The organism is Halomonas sp. hl-4 (assembly GCF_900215475.1).
Classification (GTDB): Bacteria; Pseudomonadota; Gammaproteobacteria; order Pseudomonadales; family Halomonadaceae; genus Vreelandella.
Window position 1 is genome coordinate 3,956,495 of record NZ_LT907845.1, and the last position, 22,077, is coordinate 3,978,571.

Consider the following 22,077-nt stretch of genomic DNA (forward strand, 5'->3'; position numbering starts at 1 on the left):
GTTCATACTGATGTTGTGATTATTTTACCTGTTTGGGATGGGGCGTGAAGGTGCACGATAGCAATTTAGCCAGCCGCTGTTGCCGGATAATTTTTTATCGCTTTGTTGCTCCAAAATTACCGCAAAGCTGATCGTTAACTGGGGAAGTGACCATGAATCAGAACCTTGCCGATGAACTGGTTATGATCACTCGGCCCCTTGTCTTCATTTCGCTGCGTTAGGACCACAGGGGCGCGCTATATAAGACGCGACATCGTGATATGACTCGCAAAATTTGCTACTCCAGTCAGGGTTGTTGAGACACTAGAGGGTAACGACCGGCATTGCACTGGATATCCTGACGGGCATCGGTTACTTCAGGCATCGAGTAGATCGTTGAGGTTGTGTATGCAGTTCATGGTAAACATTGATGTGAAAGAGCTTGGGAAAGCCATCTCCTTCTACGAGAGTGGGCTTGGTTTGCAGCTTAGTCGGCGACTATTTGGCGATACGGTTGCAGAAATGGGAGGAGGACCTGCGCCCATTTATCTGATCGAGCAGCCTGAAGCGAGCGCTGCTGCCCCCGGTACTTCCCACCAGCGTGACTATAAGCGCCATTGGACACCAGTACATCTGGATTTCATTGTTGAAGATATAGACGTGGCAGTAAAACAGGCAGTGTCGGCGGGCGCTTCCCAGGAAGGGGAAATCAAGACTTACGCTTGGGGCAGGCTTGCAACCATGAGCGACCCCTTTGGAAATGGGTTCTGTCTACTAGCGTTTGCTGAAGGAGGTTACGGCCATGTGGAGTAATGCCCAATAAATGGCAACAGCAGGTGATGAACGCAATGTCGTCGTAACTTATATCGAGAGGAGATTTTCTCATGATTGCTTATACGATGGTGGGCACGAGAGACCTGGAAAAAGCCCTGCAATTTTACGACCCACTTTTTGCAGAAATGAACTTGGAATTATGCTGGCAAGATGAATCATCTGTTTCATACGGTAAAGGGGAGGATATGAGTTTTCCCCGATTCTTTGTTGGGTATCCTTTTGATGGGAAGACGTCGAGCGTTGGCAACGGTTCGATGACTGCCTTCCAGTTTCATGACCCCGGAGTTGTTGACAGACTATATGAAATTGCCATGAATCACGGTGGCAACTCGGAAGGAGCGCCTGGCTACAGGCCTCAGTATGCTGAAGGTTTTTATGCAGCCTACGTGCGTGACCCGGATGGTAACAAGTTGGCATTTGTTGTGTACCCGCAAGAGTAGCAAAGTAGATAACTAAGCCATTAAATCACCCTCTGTAGATGCCGGCCGCTCGTTCCTTGAGTCGCTTATGACGGCCATTGAGAATAAGAAAATACATCGAAGCTTGTCGATTTCGCTCACTCTCGAACGACTAGGTAATAGTTCGGTCATTCGATCGCAGCCCGTTTTGGGTGGGCTCAATGATTTCGTGGATGAACAACATTGATGATTAGCTGCCTACAATCGACGCTTGGCAGCATAAGGGTCTTCACTACTTTGGTGAAGTTTGTCAGTGCTGGTGCGATGAGAAGGCGCACATGGAATACATAGGAGAGCCTGTTAATGACCACAACTAAACAGCCGTTGCCGAGTGTCGTATCTTCAGAAGAGTGGAAAGTAGCGCTGGATCAGCTGCTTATAAAAGAGAAAGCGCTAACTCGTGCACGTGACGCGCTAAATGCAGAGCGTAGGCGGTTACCGATGGTTAAGGTAGCTAAGCACTATGCGTTTCAGGGCGATAACGGCACAGTGTCTTTGCTTGACCTGTTTGAAGGGCGTCGTCAACTCATTGTCTATCATTTCATGTTTGCCCCTGAATGGAGCGCGGGCTGTGACGGATGCTCCTGGGTTGCCGATGCCATGACACATCCGGCCCATCTGCATGCCCGCGATACCACGCTGGTGATGGTGTCACGCGCCCCATTGGAAAAGCTCAAGCAGTACAGGTCGCGGATGGGATGGACGTATCCCATTCCATGGTATTCGTCTTACGAAAGCGATTTTAACTATGATGTTGGCGTAACCACCGATGATGGCGAAAGGCACGGTGCCAGTGTGTTTCTTCGTGACGGTGATGCCATATATCGCAGTTATTTTACAGGGGCACGTGGCGTCGAATATCTCGGCAGCCTCTGGACCTATTTAGACTTAACCCCGTTTGGGCGTCAGGAGACCTGGGAAGACTCTCCGGAAGGCTGGCCGCAGACTGAACCGTATGGTTGGACTCGTCGTCACGACGAATACGACCTCTGAAATCCATAAGCAGAACTGGAGGGCTTTAAAAGCCAAGGAGAGGCCAATGGATAACGCAGTGTATTGGTACGCCATCGCGTCGGTACTACTTTTTCTTAAGATGTTTGCCATTTCGGTGTATCAAGGATTTCATCGCATCACCAAGATGACCTTCAAGATCCCCGAAGATGCCGCTTTTGTGGGCAGGGAAGCCGCTAAGGAGGAATTGCCCCAGGTACAAAGGGCAGCGCGTGCCTGGTCAAACGATGTTGAAAATATCCCCATCTTTCTGGCGCTTGGGGTTGCTTACGTGTGGGTGGGTGCTGCGCCAGGCTTGGCGGTCTGGCTCTTTTTGACGTTTACCGGCGCCCGTTACGTGCACACCTTGTGCCTGTTGGCAGGGCTTCAGCCATGGCGGACGATGGCGTATTTCGTCGGCGTGGGGTGCATGTTTCTGATGTGTGGCCTGATTATGGCGGCGCTTCATTAACCAGGCGCTCGAGAGTGGCCGACAACCGACTAGTGGTTTCGCTTTTATTGCGCAGTTAATTGGGTGTTTTAATTAAAATTAAAAGGCTTAGTGCATGACTTCGAAAAAGTTTAATTCAGTTGAAGATTACCTGAGTTCATTGGACTCAAAGCAGGGAAATACTCTCAGGGATGTTATTGACGTTATCCTCAAGAATTTTCCTGACTTGGATTGCAAACTATCGTGGAATGTCCCTCAGATTTGTAGAGGCAGTGATTACGTGTTCGGTGTTTCGGCGTTGAAAAATCATCTTGCGCTTGCCCCTTGGAGTGCCAAGGTAGTTGAGGACTTCAAGGCGAGACTTGAAAGCGAAGGGTACATTGTTAAGAAAAACTTATTTCAAATACCTAACGACTGGAAAATTGACGAAAAGTTATTAACTGACCTAGTAACAGCTAGGATTGCTGAGCTGGATTAATGGTCCTTCTGCTCTATTGGCAAATGATCCCCATAACGACGGCCGTAGTACTTCGCGATGGGCGCGGCAGTCATGCCATGCACTACCAGTGAGGCGGCCACCAGCAGGCTGGCAACTACCCAGATCGTATCATTGCCGGTCTCGTGGTAGACCAGCATGGCGTAGAAAACCGCCGCCACACCAATGGGCCCGAACCAGCCAGCCAAGAGCGCTACCGGCAGGTCCCGCCAAAGCCGGATGGCAGGGCGTAACAGCAGTATCACCGGGAGGCGGCGTAGCACCAACACCGCCAGGGTGAGCCCCAACCCAGCCCACCCAAGGTTCAGCCAGCCCGACCAGGGGATCATAAGCCCCACTAGCATGAAGACCGGCAGGGTGAGGAACAGGTTTACCGCCTCCTGAATTTCGCTTTCCTCACTACGGTCCTTGCCGTCCACCCGCTGATCGAAGGCAATGCCGGTGGCAAACACCGCCAGAATACTGTCCGTGCCGAGGAGCTTGGCGGCGCCTAAGGCCAGCAATGTCAGCGCCAGAGTAGTCACCAGAAAAGAAGGCTGGTCGATCAGGTTGCGGGCTTCCGCCGTGCGCAGGGCCGTGCCAGCCAGGTAGCCCAGCAGGGCGCCAATCGCAACCGCCCCCAGCACTTGCCAGCCTAGAACATGGACAAACCATTCCTGTAGCGCGGTATCAGAACTTTTGATCAGCAGAATCGGCAACATGACTAGCGGCAGGGCCAGACCGTCATTAAGGGCAGCCTCCGCTGACAGGGTATGGCGGAAACGGTCAGGCAGGTTGTCGGTGGCCACCCCGCCAGTCACGATTGAACTGGAGACTACCGGGTCAGTGGGGCAAACAGAGGCTCCCAGCATGAGCGCGGTCATTAGCGCCACGTCGAGAAACCCTAGTGCCAGCCCGCTACTTATCAGCCACATCAGGGGCATTCCGAGCGCCAGAATCACTGTCAGGGGGCGGCCTTGGTTGAATACGAACCGTGGCGGCAGACGCAGGGCGATACTCATCAGGCTGACCCCCAGGCTCACTCGAGCGACTTCCTCCAGGATTTTCATCTCATGGCCCCAGCCGGTAGGGTCCAGCCAGCCCAATATGGGGCCTGCCAACACTCCTAGCAGGAATGCTAGCAAGGGCAGCGACAGAATACTTCGGTTCAGCAGGCGGGAAACCATCCCAATAACTAGTACTGTGGCGCCAACGAGCGCTAGGGAGATGTTGAATTCACTCACGCTACGCCTCTTTTCGGATTGGGGCTCAGGAAAGTCCAATAGAGCTTTGTTAGTTTGGCTTCCATGTGCTGGACTTCAAGGGCTGTCATCGAAGTTATTCGGCTGAAGCTCTATGGCATTAGCGTTTGTTTGGCGTCGGGGATCCTTATCCGTGGTGGCTAGTCGAGCTTTATAATCGCTTTGGAAAAGCCGACTGGCTCGACGATGCGTTCAGCGCGGGGGACATTTTGATGGTGCAGGTTCTGCGCAGACTGAATGGGCTGGGTTTGCGCAATGAGTATCCGAATCTCCCTGCCTATGCCGCCCGCGGCTATCTACCGAAGCAGTTGACAAGGCGTGAAGCTAGCGCCGAACGTCATTTCGAGAAGAACGCGCCGGGCGCCAATCACCCAGCTGCTTAGGCAGGCACCGATGTTGCCTGCGTGCCCCGCAACTGGCTAACGTCAGCCCGTGGCGGCGCGCCAAACATGCGGCTATATTCGCGGCTGAAGTGGGAGGGGCTTTCGTAACCCACCCGGTAGCTGGCGGTGGCCGCCTCAAGCCCCTCGGCGAGCATTAACCGCCGGGCTTCGTGCAGGCGTAGCTTCTTCTGGTACTGCAGGGGCGACATCCGGGTGACCTGGCGGAAGCTGTGATAAAGCGTCGACTCGCTCATATTGGCGCTCGCCGCCAGCTCACGGATCTTGAGCGGCTGCGCATAATGCTCTTTGAGGGCGTAGATGACCTGCGCGATCCGATTGGCTTGGGAGTCCGAGGCGGCAAAGCGGCGCATATGCGGCCCCATTTCGCCCATTAGCGCCCGGTAGATCAGCTCCCGCCGTGCCAGGGGCGAAAGCACCGGTATATCTTCTGGGGCGTCGAGCAGGCTTAACAAGCGGTAAAGCGCACCCTGCATACGGGCATCCATGGGCGCAGATTTCAGGCCGCAGTCCATCTCGGAGCAGATGGCGTCATGGCCAGCAGACGGTGCCTTGTCGCCCAGTTCCAGTATCAGCCCGGCTACCTCCTGAGGATCGACCCTGACCTTTACCGCCAGGAAGGGCTGCTCCGGGGCGGCATGATCGATCCGACCGACGACCGGCAGGTGAACGGCGCTCGCCATATAGCTCGGACCGCTGTAAACGATCTCCTTGTCCCCCAGCAACACCGTCTTGCTGCCCTGAATGACAAAACACAGGCAGGGTTCGTAAACCGCGCAGTGAAAGCTGGTGGGGGCATCAACGCGCACCAGTTGGACCTCGGCAATCGCCGTATCCTGAATATCTTCCAGGGGCGACCAGCGGCGGACGACCTGGCCCAGCTGGGGCAGGCTGTCACTGAAATGGGTGATCTGCTCAGGTGCGATAACGGTCAATGGCTCTCCTCCCTAACAGCTTCCAGTATATGCCTTCGCCCCACTAATCGAAGGTATTTTCAGTGTGTTTTGCAGAATCAGGCAAGCACCCCGCAGAAACCGACAACCCATGTGGTATGTCATCAGATCGTCATCAAGCCCATGGTCAGAAACAGGCCGATGTGCTGACGCGACCTCCCTGTATCGTCTTTCATACGCCGCGACAGAATTAGGCAATCATCCCGCAGGAACCCGCTACCTCGAACGCGCTTACCTCGCCTATGGTAAGTAACGTCGGATAGACAGTAACCAACTGCTCGTCCATGCCAGCTCCTTCGTCCCTCCCGATGACAATAAATGACTGTCGATTCTGACAGCGCTTAAACGACTAGTGAATCGTCAACCGCCCGCGCGGTGCGACATCCATAACGAACGCTGCTACCGGGGTTCGGTAGCCACTGGAGCAATTCATCATGGGAAGTTTGTATCAAAGCGTCCGTCTGGCAAGCCGCCGGGCGGTGATCCCGTTTCTGCTGCTGACGGCCTTGCTGACGGGGTGCGAGGCCCAGAGCGAGGAGGCCGCAGCGCCTGCAGCGCCGCCCCCGCCTGAAGTCGACGTGGCGGAAATCGTCGCCCAGCCGGTGGTGTTGAGCGAGTCATTTACCGGCCGGGTGGAAGCCGCCGAAACGGTCGAGCTAAGAGCCCGGGTGAGCGGCTATATCCAGGAAGTGGCGTTCGAGGAGGGCGAGCTGGTCGAGCAAGGAGATCTGCTGTTCCAGATCGACCAGCGGCCCTATCAAGCGCGGGTTGGCGCCGCCCAGGCGGATCTTGCCCAGGCCAGAAGCCAACTGGCCCAGGCCGGAAGCGAAGCCGAGCGCGCACGCGTGCTGCTGGGCCGCCAGGCCATTTCTCAGGAGGTGCATGACCAGCGTCAGTCGGCCCTGAATAATTCGCGTGCCATGGTGGATGCCGCCCAGGCCGCCCTGGATACCGCCGAGCTTGATCTTGAGTATACCCGAATCACGGCGCCCGTCAGCGGTCGCGCCGGCCGGGCCATGGTGACCCTGGGCAATCTGGCCAGTGCCGACCAGAGCCTGCTGACCACGCTGGTGAGCATCGATCCGATACACGTCTACTTCGAGGCTGACGAACAGGCTGCCTTTGCCAGCCAGACACTCCTCACCGGTGACGCGTCGAACAGCCTGAATATCGAGCTGGGCGGCGACCCAGAGCGCCAGTACAAAGGCACCCTGGACTTTATCGACAACCGCTTGAACCCCAACACCGGCACCCTGCAGTTCCGGGCGGTGCTGGACAACCCGGACGGCCGCATTCGGCCCGGGGAGTTTGCGCGGGTTGAAATGCCGGTCGCGCGGTTGGAGCAAGCATTGCTGGTGGATGGCAAGGCGGTGCTGACCGACCAAGATCGCCGCTACGTCTACGTGGTGGATGAGAACAATCTGGCCCAGCGGCGCCCGGTCGCCACAGGGCGCCAGGTGGATGAACGCACGGTCATCAGCGAAGGGCTCGCTGCTGGCGATCGGGTAATCGTCAACGGGGTGCAAAAAGTCTTTATGCCGGGCATGGAAGTGAGCCCTCAAACGGTGTCCGCCACCCCGACTGCTGACGCACAACCCGCCATTGCTGCCAGGGAGGACTAAACCGCCATGAATTTTTCGCGTTTCTTCGTGGACCGACCGATATTTGCGGCGGTGCTGTCGATTATTATTCTGGCGGTGGGGCTGATCTCGATTCCCAACCTGCCGATCAGCGAGTACCCGGATGTCGTGCCGCCCTCCGTGGTGGTGCGCACGGTTTACCCCGGCGCCAACCCGAAGGAGATCGCCGAAACGGTCGCCACGCCCTTGGAAGAAGCCATCAATGGCGTTGAGGACATGATGTACCTCAAGTCCGTGGCGGGCTCTGATGGTGTGCTGCAAATGACCGTCACCTTCCGCCCGGGTACTGATGCCGAGGAGGCCGCCGTTCGGGTGCAAAACCGCGTCAGTCAGGCCGAGGCCCGGCTGCCGGAAGCCGTGCGTCGGCAGGGCGTCACCACCCAGAAGCAGTCCCCCACGTTTCTGATGGTCGTTCACCTGACCTCGCCCAGCGGTGAATACGACACCCTCTACCTACGAAACTATGTACGGCTGAATGTCCGTGATCGACTGGCCCGGCTCGAAGGGGTAGGGGACGCGCAAATCTTCGGCGGGGGTGATTACGCCATGCGGGCGTGGCTTGATCCCGAACGAATCGCCGCCCGTGGCCTGACGGCCGGCGATGTGGTCGGGGCCATGCGCGAACAGAACGTGCAGGTCTCTGCCGGGCAGTTGGGGGCCGAACCCATTGAGGACAGTGACTTCCTCACCCTGATCAACGCCCGAGGGCGGCTGGAAACGGTGGAGGAGTTTGGCGACATCGTGCTGAAGCGCGGTGAGGGCGGCGAGATCCTCAGGCTTGCGGATGTGGCCCGGCTGGAAATGGGCGCCGGGGACTATACGCTGCGCTCGCAGTTGGACAGCAACAACGCGGTGGGTGTGGGGATCTTCCAGGCACCGGGGGCCAATGCGCTGGAGATTCGCGAGCAGGTCGTCGCCACCATGGACGAGCTGTCCGAACAGTTTCCGGACGGCGTGGAGTATGAAGCGGTCTACGACACCACCATCTTCGTCAATGACTCGATAAAGTCGGTGATCGCCACCCTGCTGGAAGCCGTGCTGCTGGTGGTGCTGGTCGTCACGCTGTTCCTGCAGACCTGGCGTGCCTCCATTATCCCACTGCTGGCGGTGCCGGTCTCGGTGATCGGCACCTTCGCGGCGCTCTACTTACTGGGCTACTCCATTAACACGCTGACCCTGTTTGGCCTGGTGCTGGCCATCGGTATCGTGGTGGACGACGCCATCGTGGTGGTGGAAAACGTCGAGCGGAATATCGAGGAAGGCCTGAAGCCCCAGGCCGCCGCCCATCAGGCCATGAGAGAAGTCTCCGGGCCTATCATCGCGGTGGGGCTGGTACTGTGTGCGGTGTTTATCCCCATGGCCTTTCTCTCGGGGGTGACCGGTCAATTCTATAGCCAGTTTGCGGTGACGATTGCCATCTCCACGGTGATCTCCACCATCAACTCGCTGACCCTGTCGCCCGCGCTGGCCGCGATGCTGCTCAAGCCCCATGACGCGCCCAAGGATCGACTCACCCGCGTGATCGATACGCTGTTTGGCTGGATTTTCCGGCCCTTCAACCGCTTCTTTAACGCCAGCTCCAACAAGTACCAGGGCGGCGTGGCCCGCTCCCTGAAGCATCGTGGCGCGGTGTTTGTGGTCTACGCGCTGTTGTTGCTGGGCACTGGCGTGATGTTCAAGGCGGTGCCGCCCGGGTTTATCCCGGTGCAGGACAAGCTGTACCTGATTGCGGGCGTCATCCTGCCGGAAGGGGCGTCGCTGGAGAGAACCGACCAGATGCTTCAGGACGTCGTGGATATCGCCATGGAAACCGACGGTGTGGAGCACGCCATCGCCTTTCCCGGCCTGAACGCGCTGCAGTTCACCAACACCTCCAACACCGGGGTGGCCTTTCTAACCCTCAGCGCCTTTGGTGAGCGCAGCCTCAGCGCTGCGGAAATAAACGCTCGCATCAACCAGGGCATTGGCGGCTTGAAAGAAGGCTTTGCGTTCTCCTTTATGCCGCCGCCGATTCTGGGTCTGGGCAACGGATCTGGCTTCCAGCTGTTTATCGAGGATCGCGGTAACCTTGGCTATGGGGCATTGCAGCAGGCGGTGAACCAGCTCCAGGGCGCAATTGCGCAAACGCCGGGGATGGGCTTTCCGATTAGTAGCTATCAATCCAACGTCCCGCAGCTGGATGCCGAAGTGGATCGTCTGAGGGCCAAGGCCCAGGGTGTGCCTCTGACAGAGCTGTTCGACACCCTGCAGACCTATCTGGGTTCGACCTATGTGAATGACTTCAACCGCTTTGGCCGCACCTGGCAGGTGATCGCCCAGGCGGACGCTCCTTATCGGGCCAGCGTGGAAGACATCGCCCGGCTGCGCACCCGTAACGACCAGGGCGAAATGGTGCCCATCGGCACCATGGTGGATATCCGCCAGACCTTCGGCCCCGACCCGGTATTGCGCTACAACGGCTACCCGGCGGCGGATCTGGCCGGTGAGTTCGACCCCCGCGTGCTCTCTTCCGCCCAGGCGATGGATACTATCAACGGCCTGGCGGAAGAGCTGCTGCCCCCAGGCATGGCGCTGGAGTGGACTGATCTGAGCTACCAGCAATCCACCCAGGGTAACGCGGCGCTGGTGGTCTTCCCGCTGTCGATCCTGCTGGTATTCCTGGTGCTGGCGGCGCTTTACGAGAGCTGGACGCTACCGCTGGCGGTGATTCTGATCGTGCCCATGTCGATGCTCGCGGCGCTGATTGGCGTCTGGTTTGGCGGGGGCGATAACAACATCTTCGTGCAGGTGGGGTTGGTGGTGTTGATTGGCCTGGCGTGCAAGAACGCCATCCTGATCGTGGAGTTCGCCCGGGAGCTGGAACTGCAGGGCAAGGGCGTGGTGGAAGCGGCCCTGGAAGCCTGCCGGTTGCGGCTGCGGCCGATCATCATGACTTCGATCGCCTTCACGGCGGCGGTGTTACCTTCGGTCGTTGCCACCGGCGCTGGCGCCGAGGTGCGGGCGGCGCTGGGTACGGCGGTGTTTGCCGGCATGATTGGGGTGACGCTGTTCGGCCTGTTCCTGACCCCGGTATTCTATGTGGCGCTGCGCAAGCTCTCCGGTTCTCGGCCGCTTGTTAGCCATCACAGCGCTACCTCGGACACCACACCTTACCCCGCCAGCCACCCCCAAAGTTGATGATAGAGCGGTATACCAATCAACACATTGAACGGGAAGGTGAGACCCAGTGAGGCCAACATGGCAAGACCAATGTTGGCCTCTGGAATAGCGGCACGCACGGCGACAGGCGCGGCAATGTAAGAGGCACTGGCGGTAAGGCTGGCGAGTATCACCGCGGAGCCAGCGGGCAGCCCAAGCCAGAACGCCATCATCAGGCCAAAGCTGGAAAGTACGATAGGTGCTGTCAGTGCGAAAATGATCAGGCGGCTGTGCCCCCAGCGCAGGCTGCGCAGCGTTTCTGCGGCGACCAGGCCCATCTCCAGCAGGAACAGCGCCAGGATGCCCTGGAAGGCGTTGGTATAAAGGCTGGTCACCGATTCACCGGCATTCGGGCCATAGAGCCAGCCGATCAAAACGCCGCCCACTAGCAGAATCACGCCACGATTGGTCAGGGTCTCGTGCCAGAGCCCTGACGTTTTATTCAGCTCTGCTGCTGTGGCACTGCGGTTACCGCGGCTGAAGCGCCGGTAGAGCAATAGCCCGAGCATGATGGCGGGTAGTTCAAGCAGTACCAGGTAAAGCGTGACTTGCCCGCCGGTCACCAGATCATGCGCTTCGGTGTACGCCAAGGCAACGGCAAAGGTCCCGGCGCTCACCGAGCCGTAGTGGGCGGCCAGGCTGGCGCTGTCGGCAAGCGACAGCCGCACCAGGTAGCGAACCACCGGAAACACCACCAGCGGAATGATGATGCCCAAGAGCGTGACACCGGCCAATTCGATCAGCAGTGAGGTGCTTAAGCTGCCGTGCAGCGCCATGCCGCCTTTAAGGCCAATGGTCAGCATCAACAGCAGACTTAGAATGTCGTAAGCGGCTTTGGGAATGCTGAGGTCGGAGCGCACCACGCCGGCGACAACACCTAATACAAAGAACATGACCACAATATCAGGCACGGCAACTCTCCTTGAGGGGGGGCAGCCACTGTAGCGATGTCTAGTAATTGATGAAAACAAATAAACTTTATATAGTTATAGATAATTATCTATAATCTCAGCATGAAGATACGCCAACTAACTTTTCGATTGCTTCAGGTTTATACCGACGTAGTGCGCACGGGTTCGATTACGGCCACCGCCAATCGGCTTCATCTGACCCAGCCGACGGTATCTCAGCAGCTCAAACGTCTGCGGGAAATTGTTGGTGAACCCATTGTTCGCCAGGAAGAAGGGCGCGTGGTGCCCACGGAGGTTGGCCAGGCGCTTTACCAGCTAAGTCAGGACTTACTCAGCCGTGCCGATGTGTTTAGCCAGTATCTGGATGAATACAACCGTGGCAGCCGTGGCCACTTCAGCATTGGCTTGGTCAACACCGCGCAGTACGTGCTACCCCGCCTTTTAGGGCCGTTTAGTCAGGCTAACCCGCAAGTAGATGCCACGGTAGAGATCGGTAATCGTCAGCAGATGCTCAATCGCTTTGAGCGCCATGAGGATGATATCTATGTGTTTAGTCATCCGCCTTCGGATGACGATGTGCTGGCCGCCCCATTTCTGAGCAACCCGTTGGTAGTGGTGGGGCCGGAGACATCCCGCTGGGCCGATGTGAAAGGCCTCACCATGGAGGCCTTGAAAGACGAGCGTTTTCTGCTGCGCGAGCCGGGTTCCGCGACCCGGCATACCTTTGATGCCTGGCTTTACAGTGCGGGCATTGAGCTGCGTTCCACTCAGCAGATTGCCAGCAACGAGGCGATTCGCCTTGCAGTGGCCTCAGGCATGGGCCTGGCGGTGTTGTCCCGCCACGTGGTAGCGGATTCCCCCAAAGGCGTTCAAGAGCTGTCCTTGCCGGGCTTTCCACTAAAAAGTCGCTGGCACTTTGTGGTACGTCGCCAGCGCCGCCTACCGCCAGCTGCCTATCGTTTTTTAAGCTTCGTACAAGGCTCGCTGGCCCAGGCATTTGACGAACCTGAAGGCGAGATGGCTGTGGCTGAACTGCTTGGTGCCATAGCCTCGAGTGGCCAGCGAGGTTAGTTGCTCAACAAATCACGCGCTGCCTGCAATAACGCAATGACTTCATCATCGCTGGTTTGGGTGAAGTCGTGATAGTGCATACCCACGGCGTTAAAAGGCTCAGGCGTCGCTAGGCAAATCAAGTCGTCTACCTCAGTTGCCAGTTCATCCACTGCAGCCTGAGGGGCGACAGGAACTGCCAAGGTCACCGTGGAGACTCCCGCCAGGCGTAGCCCTCTAACGGCTGCTTTGGCGGTCCCGCCTGTGGCGATACCGTCGTCCACTAGTAATACATGGCGGCCGCTGACGTTTATCGGCGGGCGCTTGCCGATGTAGGCTTGGCGACGGCGGGCAATCTCCTCTAGCTGGCGCTGAGTCTCGGCTTCAAGGTAATCTTCGGATGGTTGAAATAGCTCAACTGCTCTCGGTGTCAGTACCACCTGCGGTGGATCCCCATCTACAACCGCGCCTAATCCAAACTCGGGTTGTCCAGGCGCGCCTATCTTGCGTACTACCACCACATCAAGTGGGCATGGGAGGGTGATCGCCACCTCGTAGGCCACCGGCACACCACCGCGCGGTAGGGAAAGTATAACGTCATAGTGTTTGCCGGATAATACCTTGGCAAGCTGGCGTCCTGCCTCGCGTCGATTATCGAATAGCTCACGGTGTTTGGACATAAGCAGCTCCTAACAAACGACTACGTGCTTGGTCCTCCCTTGGGCGTTTTCAGTCCTAAAGTTATTGCTGACGTTTCGTTAACGTGGGGGTGGGCAACGAGCGTCACCCAAGTCAACTATAGATAAACGCTAGTCTGACTATAGTAAGTAAGTACCGGCTTATCCAAGCCCATGCGATTTGTTAGTTAATCGTCGTTAATAACAGTCGCAAAGGAGGCGTTACGATGCTGCTAGAAGGGTCATGCCATTGCCAGGCCGTCACGTTCAGCGTGAAATCATCCCACCCTTTCCCTTTCAATCGCTGTTACTGCTCGGTATGCCGCAAAACAGCGGGCGGTGGTGGCTACGCGATCAATCTCAGCGGGGATAGTAATACGCTCAGGATTAGCGGTAAGGAGCACATTGCTATCTACCAAGCCGTCATAGATGGGGAGCAAAGCACAGGGGAGAGGCATTTTTGCCAGCGGTGCGCCAGTGCCCTCTGGGTTTACGATCCCGAATGGCCTGAGCTTGTTCACCCTTTCGCCTCGGCGATTGATACACCATTACCCTCACCGCCAAAGCTTACCCATATGATGCTGGGCAGCAAGGCGGAATGGGTTGAGGTGAACGCGCAGATCCAGGACAAGTGCTTCTATGCTTACCCTGACGAAAGCCTGGCCGAATGGCATCAACGCCTGGGCTTGGAGCGATAACGCCAGTAGGCGCTATTTAGCGTGCGATTGACGGTACAACCACCACACATCGACCCCAAACGAGTAGATTAAAGACAGCAGCGCGCTTAACGCGAGCAGCCCTGCAACGAAGGGCGAAGTTAACGGCGTTAAGGCCAGCAGCAGCGCGGCTACCTGCCACACACACACGGCTTTGCGGCGGATGCTTACAAAAAGCGGTTGTGAGAGCCATGTGAATTGCCAGCCTGCAGCCACAAACAGGTACCGCATACCGCCAATTAGCAGCACCCACTCGCCTAACAAGTCAAGCCACAGCCCTACGCAGAGCAGCATGATCAGCAGGGCGTCCAGTTCCATATCAAAGCGCGCGCCGAATAATGAGTAGCTGTGCGTGCGACGCGCAACCCAACCATCAATGCCATCCAGAAGGAGGGCAAGCACGGCAATGGCCAGCCAGGACCATATCGAAGTGGCAAAGGCTTGGGAAGCGAGAGCGCCCGCCACCAGTGCGACCAGCACCGCTCGGGCCAACGTTATCCGATTTGCCCAGCCAAGCGACCCATAGGGCCAGTAAGTAATCACCAATCCACTGATTAGCCCATAACACAAAACGGCGATGACCCAATTGTACGGCCCAGAAATCAGTGAAGGTAATAGCCAGCCCGAAAGCCCCAGCGCAATACCGCCCAGAATTACTTCCATGGCTGTCTGACATCGTTTGGCTGCTGAGATGGTTGGCGTGTTTGTGAAGGAATGCATGGCTTCTCCTGCCATTACGATCATCGCACTAATAAAATAATTCGATGCAAATATTTTTATATGTACCATTCTTGTAGAAGAAGGTAGGGTTGTCTAGTGGTGCCATGTCGAATATCCATTTGTTTAACGCTACGCTAAAAAGGTCAGCCCAGTGAACACAATTCGAAGCCAGTCCGTTCTATCTGGCCCCGCTTTGCACAACGGCAGACTCCAGGAAAAGCGAGTGGCACAAGGAAGGGGTGCTGATGAGTGAAATCAACAATGCCACTGCATTTTGGGTGACTTACCCAGGCTGCGGTGAGCTGAGACAAGAAGCGTTGCCCGCTGCGGGCGAGGACGATGTTCTTGTACGTACGCTTTACAGCGGGATAAGCCGTGGCACCGAGTCGCTGGTGTTTCATGCTCGCGTGCCGGAAAGCGAGTTCACCCGCATGCGGGCTCCCTTCCAGTCAGGCGACTTTCCTACGCCGGTCAAATACGGGTACGCCAATGTCGGCTATGTAACGCATGGGCCCCGGCATTTGATAGATCGGCGGGTGTTTTGTTTGTTTCCCCACCAAGACCAGTTCGTGGTGCCTGCTTCTGCCGTGACACGGCTTCCCGATGATGTGCCGCCTGAGCGCGCCGTACTGGCCGCCAATATGGAAACCGCGATTAACGGCGTTTGGGATGCAGAACCGGCACTAGGCGAGCGTATCAGCGTAATTGGTGCCGGTGTGGTTGGCGCGCTGGTAGCCTATTTATGCGCCCAGATACCAGGCGTCGAGGTGCAACTGGTAGATATTAATCCCTGCCGCGAAGCACTGGCGAAGCAACTGAACGTACCTTTTTGTCTGCCTGATGAGGCCAGTGCTGAACAGGACTGCGTCATTCACGCCAGCGGCCATCCCGATGGCCTGCGCCAAGCACTTAGCTTAGTAGGTAGCGAAGGACGCATTATTGAAATGAGTTGGTTTGGCGAAGCCGAACTGGCGCTGCCGCTAGGCGGTGCTTTCCATTCCCAGCGACTTACTCTACGCGCCAGCCAGGTGGGCCAGCTGCCACCTAAATTACGCCCGCGGTGGGATTACTCACGGCGTCTGCGCTTGGCGCTGAATCTGCTGGTGGACGACCGCCTGGATGTGCTGATCAGCGGTGAAAGTGACTTTGCCAGCATGCCCGACCTGGCCCCACGGTTGTTTTCAGCCGGCAGCACTGAGCTGTGCCACCGGCTGCGTTATCCCCCCGTAATGACAACATGACAGGAGTGTCTATGTACCGCTTATGTGTCCGTGACCACTTTATGATCGCCCACAGTTTCAAGGGTGAAATCTTTGGCCCTGCCCAACGTACCCACGGCGCGACGTATGTGGTGGATGTGATCTTCCAGCGTCCCGAGTTGGACGACGATGGCTTGGTCATCGATATTGGCTTGGCGAGCGAGACCGTAAAAGCGGTGCTGGCGGGCTACAACTACCAGAACTTGGACGAAGTGAGCGAGCTTCAGGGTAAGAACACCACCACCGAGTTCATGGCCAAGGTGATTTTCGACCAGCTCGCCGCGGCGATTAACGCCGGTGAGATGGGCACGACGGCCCGTGGGTTGACCCATCTGGAAGTCAAACTGCATGAATCGCATGTGGCCTGGGCAAGCTACGAAGGCGCGCTATGAATCAGCGGTTCAGCTTGATTGTGGCCGGCGACCCTGACCAGCGTACCGGCGGCTACCTTTACGATGCCCATATCGTCGAGGCGCTGCGGGCTCAGCATTGGGCAATTGAGGTGATCGGCCTGGAAGGCACGTTCCCCGATGCCGACGAAAGCGCGGCCCGGGCACTTGAGCAAACGTTGGCAAACCAGCCTGATGGCGCCGCCGTGGTCATTGATGGATTGGCCATGGGAGCACTGCCCGACGTGGTAGCCCGCCACACCGAGCGCCTGGCCATCACTGCGCTGGTGCATCACCCGCTGGGCGATGAGTTGGGACTGAATACGGCTGACCAGCAGAGGCTACACCGCAACGAACTGCACGCGCTTGCTGCTGTACCGCGCATTATTGTGACCAGCCACTTTACCGCCCGCCGCTTGTCGGCGCTTGCCGATGACTACGCCATACCGCTAAGAGCCAACATCAGCGTCGTCGAACCCGGCGTTGAGCAGGCGCCGGTTAGCCCAGCCTGTGAAGCGGGTGAATCGTTGCGGCTGTTGTGTGTGGCCACCTTAACGCCTCGCAAAGGGCAGGATGTGTTGATTGAAGCGCTGGCGGGCCTTGACGCGAGCGGATGGCGCTGCGATTGCTACGGTGGCGCGCGGGATGCCGAGTTCACCCTGCGGCTGCAGTATTTGGTCGAGTTTCACGATCTTGAAGCGAATGTCACCCTGCATGGTGAATGCGACAGCGACACCCTCGAAGCGGCCTATCAGCGCGCCCATGCGCTGGTGCTACCTTCCTGGTACGAGGGTTACGGGATGGTGGTGACCGAAGCGCTGGCCCATGGCCTGCCGGTGATCACTACCACCGGCGGCGCGCTGCGCGATACCTTGCCTGCCGGTGCTGGCTTGAGTGTGGAGCCAGGCGACGTAGAGGCCCTGCAACACGCCATTGAGCAGTTCTGCAATGATGCACCGTTGCGCGCATCGCTGCGTCAAGGGGCCATTGAAGCCCGCCAAGCGCTTAATGACTGGCAGGATGCTGCCACGGCGTTTGCCGGTGCACTGACGTCAGCGCCTGTATCTATGGCCTCGGGTAGCGAGTTTGCAGCCTCGTGGCTGGCGTTGCGTGAACCCGTGGATCGTGCCGCGCGTTCCCAGCGTTTGGCCATGCTGGCCGGAGAGTGGCTAGCTGCTTGCCCCGGTCCTTATCGGCTGGTGGATCTTGGCTGTGGCCGGGGCAGTAATGTTCACTACCTGGCCCCCCGTCTACCTGGCCCGCAAACCTGGACCTTGATCGACCACGACGCGACATTGCTCAGCGAAGCCCGGGCGAGATTGATGACCCTGCGCGACGCAGACGGGCAGTCGATTGTCGCCGAAACCCAGGCGGCATCTTTCGCCCACCTCGATACGCAAGCGTTGAACGGTGCCCATCTGATCACTGCATCGGCGTTGCTCGATTTGGTATCTGAACGCTGGATCGACGCGTTGGTTGCCCACTGCGCGAGGCACCGCCAGGGACTCCTCATGGCGCTTAGCGTTAGCGGTGAATGGTGGTTTACCGATCGCCATCAGCGGCCTATTGCCGACGACGAAGACCGGTTGGTGCTTGAGTTATTTTGCGCTCACCAACAGCGCGACAAAGGCCTCGGTGAGGCACAGGGCGGCCACGCCCATGCAACACTGGCCGCTGCCTTTGAGGGCGTCAATTACCGCATTGAAGAAGCCAATACGCCATGGCAGCTATCCGTGGAAGATGCTGCTCATCGGCCACTGATGGCGTCATTGATTGACGGTTGGGCGACGGCAGCTAGCGAGCACGCGCCTGAGGCCGCTGTACGCATTGCCAACTGGGCCGTGCAGCGCTGTCATGCTGTCGCCAGCGGTGAACTGGGTATTTGGGTCGGCCACCGTGACCTGCTGGCTTTGCCCATGGAAGTTCAACCCCAGGGGCAGGGGTAACGCCATGGCGAATGCACAATGGTGGCGCTCCCCGTGGTTACGCCGCGTGGCCGTCAGCAGTTTGTTGCTGGGGGCGGTTGCGATGTGGGTCGAACCCCAGGCGATTTTTGCGCAGGTTCAGCAGTTGTCGCCAAGCTGGGTGCTGTTGGCGCTGTTGATTAGCGTGGGTCAGGTAGCTCTCAGCGCCTGGCGATGGCAACTGACGGCCAAATTAATACAGGTACCGATGCGCTTTGGTTACGCGCTGCGCGAATATTACCTCGCCTTGCTGGTTAATCAACTGTTGCCGGGGGGCGTATTGGGTGATGTGGGCCGTGCCCATCGGCATGCCGCCCAGTCAGCTTCCCGAGGGCGTGCCTGGCGCGCAGTGATTATCGAACGTATCTCGGGGCAGTTGGCTTTAGCCTTGCTGACGTTGGTGGCGCTTGCGCTGTCGCCGCTGTGGCACGCGGCGTTGGGCTGGTCTGCATGGTTATCCATCGGCCTGGTGGCGCTGCTGGCAACAGGGCTTATAGCGGTCGCTTTGAGTCTGGCGTTTCTTAAGTGGGCGGTAACGTTACCCGGCTGGTGTCTGGACGTTGGAAGCGATATCCAGCGTGGACTATTAACGCCTGGCGTTTGGCCTATCCAACTGCTGTCCTCGCTGACGATTGTGGTCAGCTATGGGGTGGTGATGGTGTGTGCGGCGCGGGCAATTGGCGTTGAACTGCCAGTGCTGAGCCTGCTGGCACTGGCACCCGTGGTGCTGCTCGCTATGCTAGTGCCTGTTTCGGTTGCTGGCTGGGGCGTACGTGAAGGTGCGGCCGCGGGCGTGTGGGCCTGGGTGGGCTTGCCTGCTGCGCAGGGCGTAGCGGTATCGCTGGCCTACGGGGTGATCGTGCTGCTTGCCAGTTTGCCGGGCCTTTGGGTGGCCATTGGCCACCGTCAGTCTGCGCTACCTCCCGAAAGCGGCCGGGCGAAGCAGAACGTCGAAAAGGGTGTCTTCTCCGCAGCGGAAAGTTCGCAGGGCAGGGCGCAGCGCACTGTCCAGCGTTTCGATCGGGGTCATTTGCAAGCCGGGGCGGCCCGAGCCGATCAGCAGCGGGGCGACCAACAAATGCAGCCGGTCCACTACTCCCGCCTCGATAAACTGCGAGACCGTGATGCCACCGCCTTCGACCAGAATCCGGCGCAATTGGTGCGTGTCGAGCAGCTCAAGCACATCGCGGGGCACAAATTGGCCGCGGCGATCCAGCGGCAGCACACAACGCTCCACCGCATCGGGCGGGACAGGAAGGCAAGCGTCAGGTCCCACCACATGAAGCGTGGGCGCAAGGTCGCTTTGGAACAGCTGCCGACCCATCGGCACACGGCCACGCGGGTCCAGCACCACGCGCGTGGGGTGGGCACCGCTAACGTGACGCACGGTCAATTGCGGATTATCGGCGTCGGCGGTGCCGGCGCCGATAATCACCGCATCTGCCAGTGCCCGCAACCGGTGCAGATGCACCAGGCTAGCCCGACCATTGATGTAGTGGGAGTGGCCACTTTGGGTGGCGATCCGCCCATCCAGGCTTTGTCCCAGCTGTGCCACCACCCACGACGCTGTTGTCGCCAGGGGAGCCAGGCAGCTCACCAGTTCGTTGGCTTCATCGGATATCGTCTGCCCGTCATCCAGAGGGTACCCCGCCAGCAGTTGCTGCCAGATAGTGTCTGGGATGATGCAAGCGTGGGGGCTCACTCGATTCGTACGTTCCATGGAGTCGGGCATGACGCCTCCGTGTGGGATCAACCGTTGCATCATGCGTTGCACGGTGGCCCAGCGCAAGCGCCATCCGCCCATCGCGCCAGTCAGTCAGGAGACTTCTATGTATCACATTGAACGCGCCATTTTTGATATTAGACGAGGACTTCCCGTGGTGGTTAAAGCGGGTGAACAGCAACTGCTGGTTCAGGCGTTGGAGGGCGGTGAGTCAATTAACGAATTGGCGCATTTGTCCGGTTCTCGTCCATCGCTAGTGTTAACGCGACATCGTTTAGAGGCCATAGGCGTATCTATCACCGCGGACGCCGCGCATCTACCCTTGGCTACCCATATCGACGAGCAGGCCCTAAACGCGCTTGCGGTGGGACAGCTAAGTGAGGATGAAGCACCTGCCTGGTTGAGCGGCCTGCAGCCAGCCGGCATGGGTGAGCGGGGCGCGGTCGCATTGATGCGCCGGGCTCTGCTAATCCCTGCCGCGTTGATAGCCGTTGTCAGTGATAAGGCAGCAGCAGGCATCGCCCACCGGCTGGCAAAAGGCGAATTGCTCGCGGTAGACGCCCATGATGCTGAAACCTGCCTTGCCGGTGCACCGGGCATGCTAAAGCGCGTCAGCGAGGCCACTATTCCATTAGAAAACGCTGCTGAGAGCCGGTTTGTGTTATTTCGTGAGCCAGACGGGCTGCGTGAGCACGTCGCGGTGGTGATTGGACGTCCTGAGGAAAACACCGAGGCCGTGCCGTTACGTATGCACTCTGCGTGTTTAACCGGCGACCTGTTTGGCAGCCTGCGCTGCGACTGTGGCGAGCAGTTGCGCAATGCCGTCGCCGATATTGAGGCGATGGGGGGTGGCGTGCTGTTGTATCTGGCCCAGGAGGGGCGGGGGATTGGACTGGCTAACAAGCTACGTGCATACACATTGCAAGATGGCGGCTTGGATACGGTCGACGCCGATCAGGTACTGGGGTTTGGCGATGATGAGCGTGACTATGCCGTCGCGGTCGACATGCTGCGTGCTCTGGGTATCTCCCGCGTGCAGTTATTGACCAATAATCCATTGAAGATGCAGGCGCTCAGCGAGGGTGGGATTGAGGTAGTCGCTCGCCAGGCGCTTTATGGCCGTCTGACCGACCAGAACCATCGTTATCTCAATGCCAAAGCCACCCGGGCCGGGCACTTTTTGGAAGATGTATTAAGTAGTAAGTAGAAAGAAGGAAGAAGGAAGAAGGAAGAAGCCTAAGTTGTCAGCGCTAAGCCTTTTTAAGTGGCGGCAGGCTGGCGGTTTCGGTCACCACCCTGGCCAACTGGCGGGCGTAATGGTCAACCAAACGCGCGCCTAGTTCGGCGGTTGCCTGGCGTGCATCACCCGCGACGCCTTGCGCGCTTAGATCTTCCGCTAGCCAGGCGAAGGCGGCGGCGCCCTCGGGGGCTAACAACCCTTCGCCTTGATAAGCCACAGGCGAGGGGGCTTGGTAGCCGTCTAGTTGAACCAGCGTCGGGGCTAAGTGCAGCATCATGGCGGTTTCAAGCGCGCCGCCGTGCAAGCCGTTACGAAGTTCATCCGCGTCAATCGCATCGTCAAGCGGCGGCAAGCGGGTGTAAGTCGCTTTTACCACGCGCATGCCATGGCGGCGGCGCAGCGTTAGTGCAGCCAAGTCCATAACGGCTTTGTTACCGCCGTGGCTGTTAATTAACACCAGACGATGAATTCCTGTGCGGGCTAGGCTATCGCCGTAGGCCTCCAGAGTGGCGATGGCCAGCGGCGCAGGCAGGCTAAGCGTACCCGGGAAGCTTGCGTGCTCATCGCTGGCGCCCACGGCGATCGGCGGTAGGCAGAGTGCGTCAACACAAGGTGCTAGCTGTTCCAGCATGGCGCTTTGTAGGCCTTCACCGATGGTCAGATCTGTTGCCAAAGGGAGGTGGGTGCCGTGTTGTTCAATGGCGCCAAGCACCAACACCGCCACCGGGTCACGTTGAGCGAACTCGGCTAACTGCGATGCGGTGAGCATTTGCCAGTGGTGAATCAT

General features: G+C 58.3%; 21 protein-coding genes and 1 pseudogene. 15 read left to right on the forward strand and 7 right to left on the reverse strand.

The window, feature by feature from the left end:
- Window positions 1–387 precede the first annotated feature (387 nt).
- From CPH17_RS18500 to CPH17_RS18520, 5 genes are all read left to right on the forward strand, one after another.
- Window positions 388–792, forward strand: a complete 405-nt coding sequence (locus CPH17_RS18500; protein ID WP_096300774.1) for a VOC family protein — start codon at window positions 388–390, stop codon at window positions 790–792.
- 71 nt (window positions 793–863) lie between these two features.
- Window positions 864–1,253, forward strand: coding sequence for a VOC family protein (locus CPH17_RS18505; RefSeq protein ID WP_096300775.1), 390 nt, complete (start codon window positions 864–866; stop codon window positions 1,251–1,253).
- 321 nt (window positions 1,254–1,574) lie between these two features.
- Window positions 1,575–2,264 (forward strand): DUF899 domain-containing protein, encoded by a 690-nt coding sequence (locus CPH17_RS18510; RefSeq protein WP_074395699.1) that lies wholly within the window; start codon window positions 1,575–1,577, stop codon window positions 2,262–2,264.
- A gap of 46 nt (window positions 2,265–2,310) precedes the next feature.
- Window positions 2,311–2,733 carry an MAPEG family protein gene (locus tag CPH17_RS18515; RefSeq protein WP_096300776.1) on the forward strand — a complete coding sequence of 141 codons (423 nt, stop codon included), beginning with the start codon at window positions 2,311–2,313 and terminating at the stop codon, window positions 2,731–2,733.
- Between the two features lie 94 nt (window positions 2,734–2,827).
- A complete protein-coding gene (locus tag CPH17_RS18520) occupies window positions 2,828–3,190 on the forward strand; it encodes an iron chaperone (protein ID WP_096300777.1) in 363 nt (120 codons plus the stop codon).
- Here CPH17_RS18520 and CPH17_RS18525 read toward each other — a convergent pair.
- Window positions 3,187–4,431 (reverse strand): cation:proton antiporter domain-containing protein, encoded by a 1,245-nt coding sequence (locus CPH17_RS18525; RefSeq protein ID WP_096300778.1) that lies wholly within the window; start codon window positions 4,429–4,431, stop codon window positions 3,187–3,189. The genes CPH17_RS18520 and CPH17_RS18525 overlap by 4 nt on opposite strands.
- Before the next feature lie 125 nt (window positions 4,432–4,556).
- Between CPH17_RS18525 and CPH17_RS20145 the strand changes: the two genes are divergently transcribed.
- Window positions 4,557–4,832 carry a hypothetical protein gene (locus CPH17_RS20145; RefSeq protein ID WP_197703499.1) on the forward strand — a complete coding sequence of 92 codons (276 nt, stop codon included), beginning with the start codon at window positions 4,557–4,559 and terminating at the stop codon, window positions 4,830–4,832.
- On the opposite strand, the gene CPH17_RS18535 is transcribed toward CPH17_RS20145, so the two are convergent.
- The gene (locus tag CPH17_RS18535; RefSeq protein WP_096300779.1) at window positions 4,829–5,785 is read right to left on the reverse strand and encodes an AraC family transcriptional regulator; all 957 of its coding nucleotides are present in this window, start codon (window positions 5,783–5,785) and stop codon (window positions 4,829–4,831) included. The genes CPH17_RS20145 and CPH17_RS18535 overlap by 4 nt on opposite strands.
- A 452-nt stretch (window positions 5,786–6,237) precedes the next feature.
- On the opposite strand from CPH17_RS18535, the gene CPH17_RS18540 reads away from it, so the two are divergent.
- Together CPH17_RS18540 and CPH17_RS18545 are read left to right on the forward strand one after the other, a co-directional pair.
- A complete protein-coding gene (locus tag CPH17_RS18540) occupies window positions 6,238–7,425 on the forward strand; it encodes an efflux RND transporter periplasmic adaptor subunit (RefSeq protein WP_096300780.1) in 1,188 nt (395 codons plus the stop codon).
- Window positions 7,426–7,431: 6 nt separating this feature from the next.
- Window positions 7,432–10,620, forward strand: coding sequence for an efflux RND transporter permease subunit (locus tag CPH17_RS18545; protein WP_096300781.1), 3,189 nt, complete (start codon window positions 7,432–7,434; stop codon window positions 10,618–10,620).
- On the opposite strand, the gene CPH17_RS18550 is transcribed toward CPH17_RS18545, so the two are convergent.
- Window positions 10,593–11,552: a sodium-dependent bicarbonate transport family permease gene (locus CPH17_RS18550; protein ID WP_074395706.1), complete on the reverse strand. Its 960-nt coding sequence runs from the start codon at window positions 11,550–11,552 to the stop codon at window positions 10,593–10,595. The genes CPH17_RS18545 and CPH17_RS18550 overlap by 28 nt on opposite strands.
- Before the next feature lie 102 nt (window positions 11,553–11,654).
- Between CPH17_RS18550 and CPH17_RS18555 the strand changes: the two genes are divergently transcribed.
- Entirely contained in the window at window positions 11,655–12,623 is a 969-nt protein-coding gene (locus tag CPH17_RS18555) for a LysR substrate-binding domain-containing protein (protein ID WP_074395707.1), read from the forward strand.
- Here the strand turns inward: CPH17_RS18555 and CPH17_RS18560 are convergent.
- Window positions 12,620–13,282: a phosphoribosyltransferase gene (locus CPH17_RS18560; protein WP_096300782.1), complete on the reverse strand. Its 663-nt coding sequence runs from the start codon at window positions 13,280–13,282 to the stop codon at window positions 12,620–12,622. The two genes, CPH17_RS18555 and CPH17_RS18560, sit on opposite strands and share 4 nt — an antisense overlap.
- 224 nt (window positions 13,283–13,506) lie before the next feature.
- Between CPH17_RS18560 and CPH17_RS18565 the strand changes: the two genes are divergently transcribed.
- A complete protein-coding gene (locus tag CPH17_RS18565; RefSeq protein ID WP_096300783.1) occupies window positions 13,507–13,977 on the forward strand; it encodes a GFA family protein in 471 nt (156 codons plus the stop codon).
- Window positions 13,978–13,989: 12 nt separating this feature from the next.
- Here the strand turns inward: CPH17_RS18565 and CPH17_RS18570 are convergent, their stop codons facing one another.
- Window positions 13,990–14,715 carry a CDP-alcohol phosphatidyltransferase family protein gene (locus tag CPH17_RS18570; protein ID WP_096300784.1) on the reverse strand — a complete coding sequence of 242 codons (726 nt, stop codon included), beginning with the start codon at window positions 14,713–14,715 and terminating at the stop codon, window positions 13,990–13,992.
- A gap of 245 nt (window positions 14,716–14,960) precedes the next feature.
- Here CPH17_RS18570 and CPH17_RS18575 point away from each other — a divergent pair, with 245 nt between their 5' ends.
- From CPH17_RS18575 to CPH17_RS20325, 4 genes and pseudogenes are all read left to right on the forward strand, one after another.
- Window positions 14,961–15,956, forward strand: a complete 996-nt coding sequence (locus tag CPH17_RS18575) for a zinc-dependent alcohol dehydrogenase (RefSeq protein ID WP_096300785.1) — start codon at window positions 14,961–14,963, stop codon at window positions 15,954–15,956.
- Between the two features lie 11 nt (window positions 15,957–15,967).
- Entirely contained in the window at window positions 15,968–16,366 is a 399-nt protein-coding gene (locus tag CPH17_RS18580) for a 6-pyruvoyl trahydropterin synthase family protein (RefSeq protein ID WP_096300786.1), read from the forward strand.
- The gene (locus tag CPH17_RS18585; RefSeq protein ID WP_096300787.1) at window positions 16,363–18,309 is read left to right on the forward strand and encodes a glycosyltransferase; all 1,947 of its coding nucleotides are present in this window, start codon (window positions 16,363–16,365) and stop codon (window positions 18,307–18,309) included. The genes CPH17_RS18580 and CPH17_RS18585 overlap by 4 nt, the downstream gene beginning before the upstream one ends.
- Before the next feature lie 82 nt (window positions 18,310–18,391).
- A pseudogene (locus tag CPH17_RS20325) lies at window positions 18,392–19,147 on the forward strand (lysylphosphatidylglycerol synthase transmembrane domain-containing protein); the annotation flags it as partial.
- A 96-nt stretch (window positions 19,148–19,243) separates the two neighbouring features.
- On the opposite strand, the gene CPH17_RS20075 reads toward CPH17_RS20325, so the two are convergent.
- The gene (locus CPH17_RS20075; RefSeq protein WP_331710478.1) at window positions 19,244–20,131 is read right to left on the reverse strand and encodes a RibD family protein; all 888 of its coding nucleotides are present in this window, start codon (window positions 20,129–20,131) and stop codon (window positions 19,244–19,246) included.
- 25 nt (window positions 20,132–20,156) lie between these two features.
- Between CPH17_RS20075 and ribA the strand changes: the two genes are divergently transcribed.
- The gene (ribA, locus tag CPH17_RS18595; protein ID WP_096300789.1) at window positions 20,157–21,257 is read left to right on the forward strand and encodes a GTP cyclohydrolase II RibA; all 1,101 of its coding nucleotides are present in this window, start codon (window positions 20,157–20,159) and stop codon (window positions 21,255–21,257) included.
- Between the two features lie 43 nt (window positions 21,258–21,300).
- Here the strand turns inward: ribA and CPH17_RS18600 are convergent, their stop codons facing one another.
- Window positions 21,301–22,077 carry a creatininase family protein gene (locus CPH17_RS18600; protein ID WP_096300790.1) on the reverse strand — a complete coding sequence of 259 codons (777 nt, stop codon included), beginning with the start codon at window positions 22,075–22,077 and terminating at the stop codon, window positions 21,301–21,303.

Bases quoted from the DNA above. Each gene is read 5' to 3' on its own strand.
- CPH17_RS18500 (WP_096300774.1), top strand. From the start codon at position 388: ATGCAGTTCATGGTAAACATTGATGTGAAAGAGCTTGGGAAAGCCATC.
- CPH17_RS18505 (WP_096300775.1), top strand. From the start codon at position 864: ATGATTGCTTATACGATGGTGGGCACGAGAGACCTGGAAAAAGCCCTG.
- CPH17_RS18510 (WP_074395699.1), top strand. From the start codon at position 1,575: ATGACCACAACTAAACAGCCGTTGCCGAGTGTCGTATCTTCAGAAGAG.
- CPH17_RS18515 (WP_096300776.1), top strand. From the start codon at position 2,311: ATGGATAACGCAGTGTATTGGTACGCCATCGCGTCGGTACTACTTTTT.
- CPH17_RS18520 (WP_096300777.1), top strand. From the start codon at position 2,828: ATGACTTCGAAAAAGTTTAATTCAGTTGAAGATTACCTGAGTTCATTG.
- CPH17_RS18540 (WP_096300780.1), top strand. From the start codon at position 6,238: ATGGGAAGTTTGTATCAAAGCGTCCGTCTGGCAAGCCGCCGGGCGGTG.
- CPH17_RS18545 (WP_096300781.1), top strand. From the start codon at position 7,432: ATGAATTTTTCGCGTTTCTTCGTGGACCGACCGATATTTGCGGCGGTG.
- CPH17_RS18555 (WP_074395707.1), top strand. From the start codon at position 11,655: ATGAAGATACGCCAACTAACTTTTCGATTGCTTCAGGTTTATACCGAC.
- CPH17_RS18560 (WP_096300782.1), bottom strand. From the start codon at position 13,282: ATGTCCAAACACCGTGAGCTATTCGATAATCGACGCGAGGCAGGACGC.
- CPH17_RS18565 (WP_096300783.1), top strand. From the start codon at position 13,507: ATGCTGCTAGAAGGGTCATGCCATTGCCAGGCCGTCACGTTCAGCGTG.
- CPH17_RS18570 (WP_096300784.1), bottom strand. From the start codon at position 14,715: ATGCATTCCTTCACAAACACGCCAACCATCTCAGCAGCCAAACGATGT.
- CPH17_RS18575 (WP_096300785.1), top strand. From the start codon at position 14,961: ATGAGTGAAATCAACAATGCCACTGCATTTTGGGTGACTTACCCAGGC.
- CPH17_RS18580 (WP_096300786.1), top strand. From the start codon at position 15,968: ATGTACCGCTTATGTGTCCGTGACCACTTTATGATCGCCCACAGTTTC.
- CPH17_RS18585 (WP_096300787.1), top strand. From the start codon at position 16,363: ATGAATCAGCGGTTCAGCTTGATTGTGGCCGGCGACCCTGACCAGCGT.
- CPH17_RS20075 (WP_331710478.1), bottom strand. From the start codon at position 20,131: ATGGGCGGATGGCGCTTGCGCTGGGCCACCGTGCAACGCATGATGCAA.
- ribA (WP_096300789.1), top strand. From the start codon at position 20,157: ATGTATCACATTGAACGCGCCATTTTTGATATTAGACGAGGACTTCCC.
- CPH17_RS18600 (WP_096300790.1), bottom strand. From the start codon at position 22,077: ATGATTCACCACTGGCAAATGCTCACCGCATCGCAGTTAGCCGAGTTC.